The sequence below is a fragment of the Gloeomargarita sp. SKYB120 genome, from assembly GCA_025062155.1.
Classification (GTDB): domain Bacteria; phylum Cyanobacteriota; class Cyanobacteriia; order Gloeomargaritales; family Gloeomargaritaceae; genus Gloeomargarita.
This window is the reverse complement of the sequence record JANXAM010000017.1, coordinates 22,236-36,393: the sequence shown is the minus strand read 5'-3', so window position 1 is coordinate 36,393 and position 14,158 is coordinate 22,236. Positions and strand designations below refer to the sequence as shown.

15 protein-coding genes are annotated in these 14,158 nt (G+C 55.5%); 10 read left to right on the top strand and 5 right to left on the bottom strand.

Annotated elements, in window-relative coordinates:
- The first annotated feature begins 125 nt into the window (after window positions 1–125).
- Window positions 126–1,634, top strand: coding sequence for a C-3',4' desaturase CrtD (gene crtD, locus NZ705_07615; GenBank protein MCS7292824.1), 1,509 nt, complete (start codon window positions 126–128; stop codon window positions 1,632–1,634).
- Window positions 1,635–2,374: 740 nt separating this feature from the next.
- Here the strand turns inward: crtD and NZ705_07610 are convergent.
- On the bottom strand, window positions 2,375–2,620 hold the full coding sequence (locus NZ705_07610) for a helix-turn-helix domain-containing protein (GenBank protein MCS7292823.1): 246 nt from the start codon (window positions 2,618–2,620) through the stop codon (window positions 2,375–2,377).
- Window positions 2,621–2,910: 290 nt separating this feature from the next.
- Here NZ705_07610 and NZ705_07605 point away from each other — a divergent pair, with 290 nt between their 5' ends.
- The 4 genes from NZ705_07605 to NZ705_07590 all read left to right on the top strand — a co-directional run bounded on the left by NZ705_07605 (window position 2,911) and on the right by NZ705_07590 (window position 5,482).
- Window positions 2,911–3,690 (top strand): DUF4388 domain-containing protein, encoded by a 780-nt coding sequence (locus NZ705_07605; GenBank protein MCS7292822.1) that lies wholly within the window; start codon window positions 2,911–2,913, stop codon window positions 3,688–3,690.
- Window positions 3,691–3,858: 168 nt separating this feature from the next.
- The gene (locus NZ705_07600; protein ID MCS7292821.1) at window positions 3,859–4,386 is read left to right on the top strand and encodes an ATP/GTP-binding protein; all 528 of its coding nucleotides are present in this window, start codon (window positions 3,859–3,861) and stop codon (window positions 4,384–4,386) included.
- Between the two features lie 231 nt (window positions 4,387–4,617).
- On the top strand, window positions 4,618–5,019 hold the full coding sequence (locus NZ705_07595; protein MCS7292820.1) for a roadblock/LC7 domain-containing protein: 402 nt from the start codon (window positions 4,618–4,620) through the stop codon (window positions 5,017–5,019).
- Between the two features lie 28 nt (window positions 5,020–5,047).
- Entirely contained in the window at window positions 5,048–5,482 is a 435-nt protein-coding gene (locus tag NZ705_07590; protein ID MCS7292819.1) for a hemerythrin family protein, read from the top strand.
- A 173-nt stretch (window positions 5,483–5,655) separates the two neighbouring features.
- On the opposite strand, the gene NZ705_07585 is transcribed toward NZ705_07590, so the two are convergent.
- The 3 genes from NZ705_07585 to NZ705_07575 all read right to left on the bottom strand — a co-directional run bounded on the left by NZ705_07585 (window position 5,656) and on the right by NZ705_07575 (window position 7,887).
- A complete protein-coding gene (locus NZ705_07585; protein ID MCS7292818.1) occupies window positions 5,656–5,985 on the bottom strand; it encodes a ribulose bisphosphate carboxylase small subunit in 330 nt (109 codons plus the stop codon).
- A 32-nt stretch (window positions 5,986–6,017) separates the two neighbouring features.
- Window positions 6,018–6,395 carry a chaperonin family protein RbcX gene (locus tag NZ705_07580; GenBank protein ID MCS7292817.1) on the bottom strand — a complete coding sequence of 126 codons (378 nt, stop codon included), beginning with the start codon at window positions 6,393–6,395 and terminating at the stop codon, window positions 6,018–6,020.
- Window positions 6,396–6,465: 70 nt separating this feature from the next.
- Window positions 6,466–7,887, bottom strand: coding sequence for a form I ribulose bisphosphate carboxylase large subunit (locus tag NZ705_07575; GenBank protein ID MCS7292816.1), 1,422 nt, complete (start codon window positions 7,885–7,887; stop codon window positions 6,466–6,468).
- A gap of 330 nt (window positions 7,888–8,217) precedes the next feature.
- On the opposite strand from NZ705_07575, the gene NZ705_07570 reads away from it, so the two are divergent.
- Window positions 8,218–8,868, top strand: coding sequence for a ComF family protein (locus tag NZ705_07570; protein ID MCS7292815.1), 651 nt, complete (start codon window positions 8,218–8,220; stop codon window positions 8,866–8,868).
- Here NZ705_07570 and NZ705_07565 read toward each other — a convergent pair.
- Window positions 8,806–9,813, bottom strand: coding sequence for an extracellular solute-binding protein (locus NZ705_07565; GenBank protein MCS7292814.1), 1,008 nt, complete (start codon window positions 9,811–9,813; stop codon window positions 8,806–8,808). The two genes, NZ705_07570 and NZ705_07565, sit on opposite strands and share 63 nt — an antisense overlap.
- Before the next feature lie 91 nt (window positions 9,814–9,904).
- Between NZ705_07565 and dctP the strand changes: the two genes are divergently transcribed.
- The 4 genes from dctP (at window position 9,905) to NZ705_07545 (ending at window position 14,151) form a co-directional block, all read left to right on the top strand.
- Entirely contained in the window at window positions 9,905–10,999 is a 1,095-nt protein-coding gene (dctP, locus tag NZ705_07560) for a TRAP transporter substrate-binding protein DctP (GenBank protein ID MCS7292813.1), read from the top strand.
- A gap of 675 nt (window positions 11,000–11,674) precedes the next feature.
- Window positions 11,675–12,025: a DUF4189 domain-containing protein gene (locus NZ705_07555; GenBank protein ID MCS7292812.1), complete on the top strand. Its 351-nt coding sequence runs from the start codon at window positions 11,675–11,677 to the stop codon at window positions 12,023–12,025.
- Window positions 12,025–12,720 carry an orotidine-5'-phosphate decarboxylase gene (pyrF, locus tag NZ705_07550; GenBank protein MCS7292811.1) on the top strand — a complete coding sequence of 232 codons (696 nt, stop codon included), beginning with the start codon at window positions 12,025–12,027 and terminating at the stop codon, window positions 12,718–12,720. The genes NZ705_07555 and pyrF overlap by 1 nt, the downstream gene beginning before the upstream one ends.
- A 306-nt stretch (window positions 12,721–13,026) precedes the next feature.
- Window positions 13,027–14,151, top strand: coding sequence for a response regulator (locus NZ705_07545; GenBank protein MCS7292810.1), 1,125 nt, complete (start codon window positions 13,027–13,029; stop codon window positions 14,149–14,151).
- Window positions 14,152–14,158 lie beyond the last annotated feature (7 nt).

Here is a 14,158-nt window from a genome sequence, read left to right as displayed (position 1 = left end):
GCACCATACCAGATGATGGCACCGTTGATGCTTCCTTGGGTCGCAGGGCAAAGCTCTGTAATTGGTTCCCCCCTGATTGACGATACGTTAAGATATGTAAAGTAAAGTTTTGTGAAGAACCTGAAATGCGGGTAGGGGTTATTGGTGCGGGGATTGGCGGGTTAACAGCGGCGGCTTTGCTGGCAAAACGGGGTTTTGAGGTGGTGGTGTGGGAACAGGCGGCCCAGGTAGGTGGTTGCGCGTCTACGTTCCGGCGCGGGCCGTTTGTGTTTGATGTGGGAGCCACGCAGGTGGCGGGTCTGGAACCAGGGGGCATTCACCACCAGATATTTACCGAATTGGAGGTTGAGATGCCCACAGGCGAGTGGTGCGACCCTGCTTGCGCGGTGTATTTGCCAGGTGAAACAACGCCTATTCAGGTCTGGCGTGACCCGCAGCGATGGCAAGCGGAACGACAACGGCACTTTCCAGGGAGTGAACAGTTCTGGCAATTCATGGACTGGTTGTTTGCGGTGGCGTGGCGGTTCCAGCAACGACAGCCGGTGATGCCCCCGCGCGTCCTGTGGGATTGGCTGCGACTGCTGGGAGCATTGAATGGGGAGACCCTGTTGATTGCGCCGTTATCCCTGTTGACCGTGGGGCAGGTGTTGCGACTGTTCGGGTTGGGGAACCACCACCGGCTGAAGACGTTTCTAGATATGCAGTTGAAGCTGTACTCCCAGTGTGATGCTGATGAAACGGCGCTGCTGTACGGGGCGACGGCGTTAGGCATTCCCCACGCGCCCCACGGACTCTGGCATCTCCACGGAAGTATGCAGGTGCTCAGCCAGCGGCTCCTGCAGGGGTTACAGCGCTGGGGCGGGCGGGTCAAACGCCGGCATCGGGTGACGGAAATTGTGGTGCAAGGAGATCGTGTGCAAGGAGTTTGGCTAGAGAATGCGCGGGGGCAACGCCAGTACGAACCGGTGGACCATCTGGTGGCGAACGTCACCGCCATGGATTTGGTGCGGTTGTTGGGCCAGGCGGCTCCCAGGTTGTACCGTTGGCGGGTTGAGCATTTGCCGCCGGCATCCGGTGCCTTCGTGGTGTACCTGGGCGTGAAACAGGCGGCCATTCCATCCCATTGCCCGTTGCATTTGCAATTCCTGTACGATGCGCAAGGCCCCATCGGTGAGAACAATTCCCTGTTTGTATCAGTGAGTCAACCAGGGGATGGACGAGCGCCGGCGGGAATGGCTACCATTGTGGCGTCCTCGTTTACAGATGTGGGGCTGTGGCAACAGGGGGATTACCAAGCCTTGAAGGCGTACTACACGGAACAGGCGCTGGCCCGCTTGGGGACGTTTTTCGACCTGTCGCCGGAGCATCTGATCCACGTCGAAGCAGCGACGCCCCGCACGTTTGCACGCTACACCGCTCGACATCTTGGGATGGTGGGGGGTGTCGGTCAGCGGGTGAGCACGTTTGGCCTGTTAGCGCTGGCGACCCGCACCCCGATTGCTCACCTGTGGTTGGTCGGGGATTCGGTGCATCCGGGGGAAGGAACTGCTGGCGTCAGTTATAGTGCGGTGCAGGTGGTCAACCAAATCGGGGCAACCGTCGCCCAGTGGAAGACAGCCACAGCATGGAGCTAGAAATTCCGCTGCCGAAACCCGAAGTAGGTGGCAAACGCTGAAACAAGGCCACGCTCGCATGGTCTCAGTCTTGCTGTTGTGCTCTCGCCAAAACTGGTGCTGTAGCTAATTGGGGTCGCAGAGTATTTCATACCATCGACCCATAGCTAAGACGTCCAAGACGGACAGTTTCATCCACGAGAGAACGTGGGTTTTCCTACCGTTCTAGCCGAGACCAGACCTGCTCAATCGGATTCAAATCTGGTGAATATCGCTAAAATCATAAAACTTGACATAAGTTGCGAATGGTTTCATTGACCATAGACTACAGGTTTTCTGTTACATTTACCTATAACTTACGCACCTTTTATCTAGCGAATATCTGGGCAAATATATCAGTTCACACCCGGTCGACTCCACCACTTGCTTGATAACCTTAGACCGATGGAAACTAGCATCGTCCAACACCATCTTTTACCAGTCCCAATCGCTGGTAGCAACCACGCCGTTAACCAGGTCAAAACCACCTGTAAGTTGCAGCTCCCTATCCAGGTTAATGGCTCAATTAATCTCCCTAGGTAATACTCACTCTTTCACATTTCCTACCCATCTTTTCCCCTTTCAAACCCCAGCCATACTCATAAACTGCTCGCTAGTCAATGCCGAGTTGGTCTATGTAAACGACTTCTTCCGGCTTTACATCCTTCATTCTCTCTAGATATACCTGTCGCTCTTGATTAAGCGCCCTACGGCTCGTCATACTAGTCGCCATTTCCTTCTGGGTCAGACCAGAATTTGCCTCGACAAACTTGCGAAATTTTATGACTATGCCCCTTTTGGTAACCTGTCTTCGGTGCGCAATCGCTGGTTTCAGACCATTGCTTGAGCCAGCGTTGTAACGTGCGATACCCGACGTTGAACATCTGGCTCACTTCAACGAGTGTTGCGCCCCTCAAGACCGCTTCAATAGCTTGCTGACGCAGGTTTGTGCTGTAAGGCTTAGACATGAAAGACTTCTATGAACTCACTAGCCCTATTCTACGCCAAGCTTAAAGTTTTTAGCTATAGGACATCAGGTCCGCAATCTGGACAGCCGCCAAAAGATTTACTCAATTTACTCATGATATGTGTTTCGGTTTGTAAAGTCATCTTTACGGAAGCCAAATTTTTACAAAATTTTGGGGCCTTTCCGTAGGATTACGGTGGAGGATAAAGGAACCACATTTTAGAGTGAAATAGCTCCTACATGAGGGGTTTACTACTAGTTTTTCCAAGCTTTCCTACAGTGGAGGCTATAATGAGTATTCAAGGACGATTAGCCGATTTTTCTCTGGCTGAGTTACTGCGTCTTTTGGGAGAAGGACAGCAAACAGGTCTATTACAGTTGGGCGATATACAGTTGGGGTTTATTAAAGGGCAAATTGTCGGTGCTTCCCTGCGCGTTTGGGACTGGCACCAGAGTTTAGTGGTTCAGGGGTGGTTGCGGCCAGAAACTCTGGAGCGGTTGCGTTATTTGTACTGCCAAAAAGCCATCCAGCAGCCTTTCGGCCAATGGTTAGTCGCCCAAGGGGTGCTGAATGACCAACAGAGGCGCTGGTTGTTTGCACAGCAAGTAGTACGTCCTATCTGCCGCCTGTTTGCGTTGCCCGATGCGTCTTTTAGTTTTCAGCCTCAGAAGCACCTACCCCGTCTAGTTCTCACTGGCCTGCAAGCCGAACCCCTAGCAGTTGTCTTGGCCGGTCTACGGGCACTGCGGGATTGGCGACATCTCCTTGATAAACTGCCCGATCCCACCTCTGGTCTCATCAGTACTAGTGGACGTCCTCGCTATCATCTAAATCGACAAGAATGGCAACTGTGGGAATATAGCAATGGCCAGATGAGTCTGGCAGAAATCGCTCAGAAATGGGGGGTACCTGTATTGACAGTACAAAAATTGGCTTTTCGTTTACTAACAGTAGGTATTGTTGCAGAGTTGCCCCATGCCCACTTAACACCGTTAGCAGCGTCAGTGTCTACTCCAAATGAAGGATTTTTCCAAAAGTTATTGACCTTTCTACAACGAAATTTGTCTTGAAATTATTGTCACAAGAATTGGCAAAAAGTTTCGCGTAATCTCTAGCTAAAGACACCGATTGGACTTATTGGTATGATGCGATTTTTTGAGTTGGCTACCTGCGACGGGTTATGCGGGTGAGACTATAAAAAAATATCCCAGCAAGGAGGCCAAACACATATGGCGGTTATGCGGATAGTGGTAACGGGTCCCGTCGGGTCAGGGAAAAGTACATTTGTACGCACAGTGAGTGAAATTCAGCCAGTGGATACGGATCAGTATGCAACCGATGAAACAGCTTTGATCAAGCCCAAAACTACAGTGGCATTGGATTTCGGTCGCATCACATTTGGTCAGCAAATGAGCTTGCATGTGTATGGAACACCTGGTCAAGAACGATTTGATTTTATGTGGGACATTTTGATTCGTTATGCTCATGCCTATATTTTGCTCATACCTGGTCACCAGCCGAGCGCTTTTCGCAAAGCACGGCGAATTTTGACCTTTATGGAACAGCGGGTAAAATTGCCCTATCTCGTAGGTGTGACTCATCTGGATCTTCCCGAAGCCTGGCCCTTAAGCTATGTGGCTTTGGCAGCAGGTGTTCATCCCGCATTAACCCTAGAGGTGAATGCCACCCGAAAAGAATCAGTTGTTGCAGCGTTAGCAGCATTAGTACAGCGTTGTTATACCCAACAAGCAGCATCAACTGTTTAGGAGGTTGTATCCTATGCGAGGATAACTGTTCAGAATCTCTCGACCCAATTTCTACATTTGGTGGATAAGTCCTCTAATATTCCCATAATTAGCTGGGGAAGAAGTGGGTATTTCTGTATAATAGATTGCCCAATTTAAAATAAATAAATCCTAAAGAAACGGCACCATTTAATCATGGAGTATCCATAATAAAAAGTACCAGCAAAATGTAGGTTTTGGAGTGCAGAAGCTATGTCTATCAATGTAGCGAAATTGACGGCAGCGTTACAGCAGTTCGTTGGTTCAGTGGCCAATGTACAAGCAGCAGCAGTCGTATCTCCTGATGGATTGGCCTTGGCCTCTTGTTTGATGCCAGGGATGGACGAAGAACGGGTGTCGGCGATGGCAGCGGCGCTCCTGTCGCTGAGTGAACGGATTGGCCGCGAATTGAACCGGGGGAGTATTGAGCGGGTTTGGGTCGAGGGGTCCCAGGGCTATAGCATTATCACCAATTGCACGGAAGAGGCAGTGCTGTTAGTGCTAGCAGACCGGCAAGCCAAGCTAGGGGTTGTCAATTTGGAAATTAAAAACGTAGTCAGTCAGCTGCAGGAATTTCTCACTGCCAGTAGCAACACTTTAGCGATGTCCTCGTAGGCTTACTGATATTTGAGGAGAATAACTTATGACGACACCAAAACTAGCACGTTATGTGTGGGATGACCGGATTAAAGTGGGCCTGCCACTCATTGATAGTCAACATCGGGAATTGATTGAGGCAATCAATGATTTGGCAGATGCGATTGAAGGCAATCAGGGTGCAGTTGCGGTGAAAAAACTCATCGCATTTCTCAAAGGCTACGCAGAATGGCACTTTGGTCAAGAGGAAAGCTGCGCCTTCCGGCACCAATGCCCCTTGGCAGAAACCAACCAAAAAGCCCATGCCCGTTTCCTGGCAATGCTCAACGAATGGCATCGGGAATATACTGAAAGCGGCGGCAGTGAAGAACAAGCTCGCCGGATTCACGCGGCGCTGGGTGATTGGTTGGTCGATCACATCTACAAAATTGACACCGGGTTAGCCCAAGAGATTCGCCAAGCTCAATCCTTTCAATCGTAGGGCAGGCTTTAAGTTGTCACAGGCGGGCAGCGGTCAACCTGGAAGCATCAAGGGTTTCAGTTGCCACCCGTGTCAAATATTCTGTGCTTAGCGATAGTAGAGAGCTTGCCTTTTGGACACAAAAAACCACTGGAGTTGACTAACCCCAGTGGTTACCTTTGAGCAAAACAGGGTTAGATTTTGGCGGGCTTGTGTACGATGAAACTGATCATCTGGCATTGTTTGATGTTGTCAAAGGCCACTACCCGGATGTAGGCATCGGGGTACTCATAGCGGCAAGCTTGTACCTCGTTGAGCACCTCCTGGGCTGTCGTGGCATTAAACAAGGGTAGTTTCCACAACGTCCAGAAGTGGTCCTCTGGTGAAGAAGTTTCGTTGAATTCCACCGCCGGAATATAGCCCTTGTCTAAAATGTACTGGATTTGCTTGGCGATTTGGGCATCTGTCAACGGCGGTAGATAAGAGAGGGTTTCATAGCGCCGTTGTTTGGGTAGGGTTTTCATAGTTGTGGTCTCCTTGAATCAACAACATCCATTCAAGATTCCAGTTCGGGCCAGTTGGCAGCAGAGTCGGGCGTGATTTGCGTGAGGCGTTCCAGGTGCTGCTTGCGCTGCTGGATATTGGCCTGGCGAATACTGGTGCGTACCATTTCCGGCAAGCTATCCAGGATGGTATCCGCCAGATGCTCCCGCACCGTCATCACCCGAAATGCCAGCTCTTGCCGTTCCCGCAACAGGTCTTGCAAGTACCGCTCCCCGTCCTGGATTTTCTCAGTCGAGGAGAACTGGCTGAGCCAAATAGCCAGTGGGGGGTCCGTTTGGGACAGTTGCGCCATCACCACCCGTACCGCCTGATAGGTGAGATAGCTACTCAGGACTTGACTGGTCTGGCGGGCAATGTGAGGGTAATCCATCGCCGTCAATGGGAAACCGGTAAACTCTATGCTGCCACAGAGGCCTGAAGTCTGCCGGTTCCCCTGTAACCTACAGCGTGTCCACTGCCTGGAACTCGAACTTGATTTCCTTCCAGAGTTCGCAGGCAGCAGCTAACTCGGGCGACCACTTGGCGGCTTCGCGGATGATTTGATTGCCCTCGCGGGCCAGGTCTCGACCCTCGTTGCGGGCTTGCACACAGGCCTCCAGCGCCACCCGGTTGGCGGTTGCCCCCGGCGCGTTCCCCCAGGGGTGACCGAGTGTCCCACCGCCAAATTGAAAGACCGCATCATCGCCGAAGATTTCCAGCAGCGTCGGCATGTGCCACACGTGAATCCCACCGGACGCCACCGGCATCACCCCCGGCATCGAAGCCCAGTCCTGGGTGAAGAAGATCCCCCGCGACCGGTCTTCCTCTACGTAGTCTTCCCGCATCAGGTCCACAAACCCCATGGTGATGTTGCGGTCGCCCTCTAGTTTGCCCACCACGGTTCCCGCGTGCAGGTGGTCGCCACCGGACATCCGCAGGCACTTGGCCAACACCCGGAAGTGAATCCCGTGGTTTTTCTGCCGGTCAATGACCGCATGCATCGCCCGGTGAATGTGCAACAATAGGCCGTTGTCCCGGCAGAACTTCGCCAGCGTGGTATTGGCCGTAAAGCCCGCCGTTAGGTAGTCGTGCATGATGATCGGGGTCTTCAACTCGGCGGCAAACTGCGCCCGCTTGAGCATCTCTTCGCAGGTGGGGGCGGTCACGTTCATGTAGTGCCCTTTGATCTCCCCGGTTTCTGCCTGGGCCTTGGCAATGGCTTCCTGCACGAACAGGAACCGGTCGCGCCAGCGCATAAAGGGCTGGGAATTGACGTTTTCATCATCCTTGGTGAAGTCCAAGCCGCCCCGCAGCGCCTCATAGACCGCCCGCCCGTAGTTTTTCGCCGATAACCCCAGCTTGGGCTTAATCGTGCATCCCAGCAGCGGGCGACCGTACTTGTTCAATTTGTCCCGTTCCACCACAATCCCGTGCGGCGGACCCTGGAAGGTTTTGAGGTAGGCCACCGGCACCCGGATGTCCTCCAACCGCAGGGCCTTGAGCGCCTTGAAGCCAAACACGTTCCCCACGATGGAAGTGAGCATGTTGGTGACCGACCCCTCTTCAAACAGGTCCAGCGGATAGGCCACAAAGCAGAAGTACTGGTTTTCTTCCCCCGGCACCGGCTCGATGTCATAGCACCGGCCCTTGTAGCGCTCTAAATCCGTCAGATTGTCCGTCCAGACCGTTGTCCAGGTCCCAGTGGAAGACTCCGCCGCTACGGCTGCTCCCGCTTCTTCCGGCGGCACCCCCGGCTGTGGCGTCACCCGAAAACAAGCCAGCAAATCCGTATCCTTCGGCGTGTAATCCGGTGTGTAATACTTGAGACGATACTCCTTTACCCCGGCTTCAAAACCGGCTTTAGTTTGCGTGCGTGGGGCCATATCCCTAACTCCTTTCCATCACATCAGACCGCCTTTTCCCGTAATCACCACTGGATAAGTTGGGATAAAGACGGATTTAATTCCACGTTATCATGACGCTTGCTCTGTGCAGCTTTCAAAGGTTTTATGGCCCCGATAACAAAAAGTTATTTGTTGCTCTCTGTGAAGAAATTTGTAGGGCTTTGGGGGCTTGCCAGGGGAGTTTGACCGTTTTCCGTCCCACCAATTGATATAAATTATTAAAGTCATCATAATTTTTAATAATTTGTTAAGGTCATTGATTTTTAATCGCAACTTTTTTACGGGTGATGAATCGGTTAGGTTGGAGCTATGTGGCGCGCTCTGGTCACAACGGTATTTTGCCGCGCCTGTCCAGTGTGTGGGCGACCGGCGGCGGGGGAGTTCTGTTGGGATTGTCAGCGGCAAATCGAAGCGACCCGCCTATCTCAACCTTGGCAGTTTTGGCACGGCGAGCTACCGCTGGCGGCGTGGGGACGCTACCAGGATGCCCTGAAACGAGTGCTGGGGGCGTTGAAATATCACGGGCAACCGGAGCTGGCGCGACCGCTGGGTCATTACCTGGGGGATGTGTGGCTGACGCAAGGCCATCGTTTGACGTCAGAACCGGCGGTAGCGCCGATTCCCCTGCACGCCCAGAAGTTAAAACAGCGCGGCTACAACCAGGCGGAATTGCTGGCCCGGCATTTTTGCCGCTACGTGGGCTTGCCGCTGTACCCGGATTTGCTCCTGCGCCAGACGGAAACTCAAGCGCAACACTGGCTGTCTGCCCGCGCACGGGAAGCCAACCTGGCGACAGCCTTTGCCCTGAACCCGCAGGCCCGTTATCCCCGGCGTCCCCTTTTGCTCCTAGACGATATCTACACGACGGGGGCCACGGCGCGAGCGGTGCAGCGCACCCTACAGCAGGCGGGTTGGTCGGTGGTGGGCATTTTGGTCGTGGCCACGGGCCGCCAGGGGTAAGGTCAGCCACCATCGCCGCAGGGACTGATACGCCTGTTGGGTGGGGGCATCCATCGGCAACCAGAACTCGTGGGGACCCAGGGGTTGAGCGATGGGAGAAAAGGCCAGACCTTGGGCGGTGAGGGCCTCCACTTGCGCCGGTTCCCAGGCAAAGTTCAACCAGGCGCGTGCCGCTTCGGAAATCGGTTGCCCGGCGGGCACCACCCAACCATCCGCCCAAATCCCACTCCCGCTGGTCGGCGTCACCACCGCAATCTGGGGATACCGGCGACTGATGGGCACCAGGTCGCTCGACCACCCCACCGCTACCCAGACATCGCCCAGAATCAGGGGCTGGATGTAATACCGGTCGCTGTAGAAACGCACCTGTTGATGCAGAGTTGCCAGGCGTTCCTGCAGGTCGGTCGTGGGCCAGGGAAGCGGTGGATTCAGAGATAACCCCAGGCTTTTGCAGGCGATGCCCAGGGCTTCTCGAAAGTGGGCCACCATGCTCACCCGCTGGCGCAGCTCTGGTCGCCACAGGTCCGGCCAATCCTGGGGTTGCCAAGGGAGGAGATCTCGCCGGTAGGCCAGCACGGTCGTTCCCCAGCGATAGGGCAACCAATCCCATTGCCCTTGAAATTGCCCGATTTTTTGCCAGGCTACCGGTAATGCAGACTCGCGCGTGGGAGTCGGCAAGGGCGCTAAATAGCGATGGACCCGCGCTTGTGTTAACCAGGCCAGGCCCAGGCTCACCACCTCCGGCGGGGAGGGGCGCGTCAATTGCCGGTACAGGTCGCCTAGGTCCCTGTGGTAGTGCGGCTGCAATCCATAGCGCCGACGGAAACGGCGCAGCCACAGGGGAGGCAGGCTGTTTTTCAACAGATGGACGCGCAGACCCCCGACCGTACAACCCGCTAGCCAGCTTAGGCCACCTAGGAGTAGCCCGCGTCGGGTAAGCGTCATGGGACCGCTCGTTTGGAACTTCTCCTATTATGGACAGATACGGACTGTATCAGGGGCGACTAAACGGTGGGTTGGGAGTCAGGCGAGTGCGATGCGTAGGCGAGTGGTGGGTTTAGCGGCGCTGGGGACTTTAGCCGCAACGGCGTGCCAGCGGGATAAGGCACCGACGGTCATCACTCAACCCCGCGTGCGCTGGCGTGTGGTTACCAGTTGGCCCACTTCGCTGGATACCCTGTTTGGCGGGGTGCGTTACTTGGCCGAACAGGTGAAACAACTGACCGACGGGCGTTTTACCCTGACCCCTTTTGCCGCTGGAGAAATCGTGCCGGGGCTGCAGGTGCTCGATGCGGTGCGCTCGGGAACGGTGGAAGCTGGCCATACCGCCAGTTACTACTACTTGGGCAAAAACCCGGCCTTGGTTTTTGGTACGGGTTTGCCCTTCGGGTTGACGGCCCAGCAGCAAAACGCCTGGTGGTACGCCGGTGGCGGGTTGACAGCCATGCAAAATCTCTATCGGGATTTTGGGGTGATCACCTTTCCAGCGGGAAACACGGGCGCCCAGATGGGGGGCTGGTTTCGGCGTGAAGTGAAGACGCTCCAGGACCTGAAGGGTTTGAAAATGCGGTTGCCCGGTCTCGGGGGCAAAGTCATGGCCCAGATGGGGGTCAACGTGCAGGTTTTGCCTGGAAGCGAACTGTTTTTGGCCCTAGAGCGGGGTGCCTTGGATGCCGCCGAGTGGGTGGGTCCCTACGACGATAGGCGCTTGGGATTGCCGCGCGCCGCCCGCTTTTACTACTACCCCGGCTGGTGGGAGCCTGGTCCGTCGTTGGAACTGCTCGTGAACTTGAAAGCCTGGGAACAACTCCCGAGCGCCTACCAAAAAGCCTTAGAAATGGCCGCCCAGGCCACCAACCTGTATATGCTTTCCCAGTACGAAGCCCGCAACCAGGCAGCGCTCCAGCAACTGACCGCCGAAGGGGTGCAACTGCGACGCTACAGCGACGACATCCTCCGAACCGCCTGGCGGATCACCCAGGAGTTGCTGGCTGACCAGAGCCGCCAAGATGCCACGTTTCAAAAGCTCTACACCTCCTGGCAAGCCTTTCGCCGCAACAGTCACCGCTGGGCGGAAATGGACGCCCTGCCTATCATCCTGGGGTTTGACCGTCCTAGTTTGAGAACCTGACCGTTCCTAAAACTATGGACATTTCTCCACAGGCTGCTGGGCAAACGGCTCTCCCAACAACTTCCTCCGCCGCTAACGGAGGCGGAGCGTGCCGGACTCCCACTGGCAAGTCACTGTTGCACTCAGACCACGCGCTCGGGGTGGTAGCTGGCGGTAGCTAGAGACAGTCCCGACACAGTGACTGCAGTACAACTGCCGCTAGTACCTGGGTAAGAAGCAGCCACAACCTCCACCCATGCTTCTCTCGATTCCTTACAGGTAGAAAGAAGGTGCCGTGGAATTGGCAGGCTGGCTTCTCACCTGGGCAGAATACCATTATGGCCAAAGCCGCTATTGTCTGCCCAGTGGCCTAGGACAGATGTTCATTTCTGGCTATAAGAGTGCATAAAGGGTTCAACAGTTGTCTACCCCTGCTGGTCGGCCTAGTCCTACTTGTCATCCAGCAGGTCGCTGGGCGAAGCCCCATTCTTGGTTTTTCTATGGTCTCTCCTGCAAAGAGCCTGGCTGTCTCGCCACAGATACAGGTTCAACACGCTCCTGTTGGCGCAACGCTTGACCTATGATGCAATGGGAACCAGTCCATGGTTTTTGAGAGATAGGCAAGGTGTACTGACGGATGGAACCTCACCGCCCTTGCTGTCGTCTTTTGTAGTGGGATGCAACGCGCAGAAACCTATGAAACGACAGGTGTGGTTCGGGGTCGGAATACTGCTGCTGGTCGGGGCGGGACCGGTCTATGCCAGGGACCAAGTAGGGGCGATTGCGATTGGCAAAGGCCGTTTTGGTTACAGCTACGACTGGAGCACCCCAAGCCAGGCCCAGCAACGCGCTCTCCAGGAATGCGGTAGCCCCGATTGCAAGGTAGTATTGACGTTTAGCGGCGGGTGTGGCGCTGTTGCCGAGGGGCAAGGTCGAATCGGTATCGGCACAGGCAAGACGCGGCAGTTGGCTGAGCAAGCAGCGATTAAGGTCTGCAACGACCCCACCTGCCAGGTCACCGTCTGGGCCTGCAATTCCCCCCGCTGATGGCTAGCGCTCTGGCTGAGCGGCTCATTGTAGCGTTGGATGTTCCCGACCGGGAAACGGCGCTGGGCTGGGTCGAACGCTTGCCGCAGGTGCAGTGGTGGAAAGTCGGCCTGGAACTGTTCACCGCGGCCGGTCCTGTTATCCTCACGGACCTCAAAGCCCGCCGCAAATCGGTTTTCCTGGACCTGAAATACCACGACATTCCCCGCACGGTCGCTCGCGCCTGTCAAGTGGCCGCCCGCTATGGCGTGGATTTGCTAACCCTGCACGCTGCTGCTGGTTCCGAGGCCCTGGCCCAGGCCCAAGCCGCTGTCGCTGGTTATCCCCTGAAACTGGTGGCGGTGACCCTGCTTACCAGCATCGGTCCAGAGCAATTCAGCCAGGAGTTTGTCACTCCCTTGGCCCTGGAGGATTACGTGTTGCACTGGGCGCAGGTGGCACAACGGGCGGGATTGGCTGGCGTGGTCTGCTCCCCCTGGGATGTGCGCCGCATTAAACAGACGGTGGGGCCGGATTTTTTGTGCGTTTGCCCAGGCATCCGCTGGCAAGGGATGGTGGCTGATGACCAGCGCCGTACCTGGACTCCCCAAGCCACGTTGGCGGCTGGTGCAGACTATGTGGTGCTCGGTCGCCCCCTCCTGCAAGCCGAACACCCAGAGCAGGTCTGGCGCGCGCTGGTCGCTCCAGAGGGGTAATCTCAGCGGCTCTCGGGCCGTCTTTCCCCAGAAATTAACGTCCCGTTTACCACAACTTAATATATCCTTAACTCAAAGGAATTATGCTGGAAAAATTGACACAAAATCAGGGTACCATAAAGCTCGTTCAAAATTATCTGAGTGGCGTTATCCAAAGCCTTGACTGATGCGGGTTAACAGGCTTTTTTGGCCTTGGATAGAGGGCGCCAAATCCGAGTTTAATTTTTTTGATTGTTGGGTTTACCGTCGGCCATTCTCTCGCTAGAATGGGTCTAGCGACCGGCATAGATTCAGGTCCTAGGACTCATGACCCAAGGGGTAGAAACGCCTGATTTGCATCGTCCTCTGGCGGGACATGTGACCTTGTATGACCCAGCTGACCCGTCAGTGTGTTGGGATGTGTATCTGGGACCTACAGGGACGCGCTTGCACTATGCCACTAGTGGCGTGGGTCGCGCTGAGCGGTTTCACTGTCTGATTTCACTGTTGTTCCCCCAGCTGCGGGATTGGGTGTTGCCGCCGGACCAGGATGAGTACAGTTTTCTCTACCAGCAGGCTCACCAGGGGGGGATGACGCTAGCGGAGGTGCGTCAGATCCTGCTGCGGCTGACCCAGGAGGCGCTGGTGCATTTTTTGGTGCTGTGGCACCACAAGTCCCAGCAGGTGAAACGGGAGGACCGGCCTCGCATTTCCCTAAATCCCATCCTGCTGGCGGTCAACTGGGCGGATGTGGTCAAGTCGGTGGAAAAGGAGGTCAAGACTTGGGCGGGGTTGCGTTACCGGGTGCCGTCGCCGCTGGCGCGTTTGCATCTGCCGCCGGGTAAGGTCAGCCAGTTGTACGAGTTTTGGTCGGTCTGCCCTCGGGAAAGTCACCTGGCGAAGTTGTCGCCGCCGCAGGTGCAACGCTGTGTGGAGCTGTTCAGCCGCGACGCCTGTGGGTACGAATTGGCGCGAGCGTTGCAGGTGAGTCCAGCCCAGGCGGTGCAGTGCGTCATGCCACTGGTGCAGGCGGGGATTGTGCTGGTGCGCCCGTTTCAAACGCCGGAACCGCCCAAGAAGCTGGGGCCAAAGGTGGCCTGTGTCGACGACAGCCCAGCGATTTTGTCCAGCGTGACCCAGATTTTGCACCGCAGCGGCTATGAGGTGATCCCGATTACGGACCCACGCCAGGCGATAACAACCTTGGAGCAGGAAAAACCGGCGCTGGTGTTGCTGGATGTGTTGATGCCGGAACTCAACGGTTATGAACTGTGCAAGCTCATTCGGCAGCATCCGGAGTTGCGCCAGATTCCCGTCGTGTTTCTGACCGGCAAGGATGGCTTGGTGGATAAGGTGCGGGCGAAATTGCTGGGGGTGCGGGAGTATTTGACCAAGCCAGTGGATGCGGAACAGTTGCGCCGCTGCGTTCAACAGGTCTTGCACCAGATGTAATGGTGAC